Origin of the sequence: Bradyrhizobium sp. Arg816 (assembly GCF_029989365.1) — a bacterium.
GTDB lineage: Bacteria > Pseudomonadota > Alphaproteobacteria > Rhizobiales > Xanthobacteraceae > Bradyrhizobium.
The window spans coordinates 1-442 of the sequence record NZ_JAPRAQ010000228.1 but is presented as its reverse complement, the minus strand read 5'-3'; the positions used below and the strand labels follow the sequence as shown (position 1 = coordinate 442).

Annotated in this window: 1 pseudogene; it reads right to left on the bottom strand. The window is 66.5% G+C overall.

Features of this window, described 5'->3' with window-relative positions:
• Positions 1 to 258: pseudogene (locus OWC48_RS46645) on the bottom strand (hypothetical protein); the annotation flags it as partial.
• Positions 259 to 442 lie beyond the last annotated feature (184 nt).

Genomic DNA, 442 nt, shown 5'->3' with positions numbered 1-442 from the left:
CGGCTGGTCGACGACCGAATGCTCGTCGAAATCGACGCACGACAAGGTGACGAGCTGGATCTCGACCCGTTCCTTGGCGAGACTGCCGGTTGCATTGCCGACGACAAAGCAGCCGGCGAGATTGGCCTTCACCTCATTGGGAAGCACGGCCGGTGCCTGGACGCGGGCGATGATCGGTTCGGGATTGCTCGTCGCATCGCGGCTCGCCAGCGCATCGACCCCGGTCAGGAGCCGCGCCTTCATGAAACCAGGCGGCAAGTAAATCGTCCGATTCTTTTTTTTGGCCGCGGGCGAGCCATCGCCACTGGCCTTGGGCACGACCGGACTGGTCGCCGAGCCGATCGTGCCGACCGTTTTCTCGACCGGCGGTGCGGGTGGGGCGGCAGGCGCGGTCGGCGGCGGCGGCAGTCGGTCGGCGTCAGCGCCAATGTCACCCGTCACG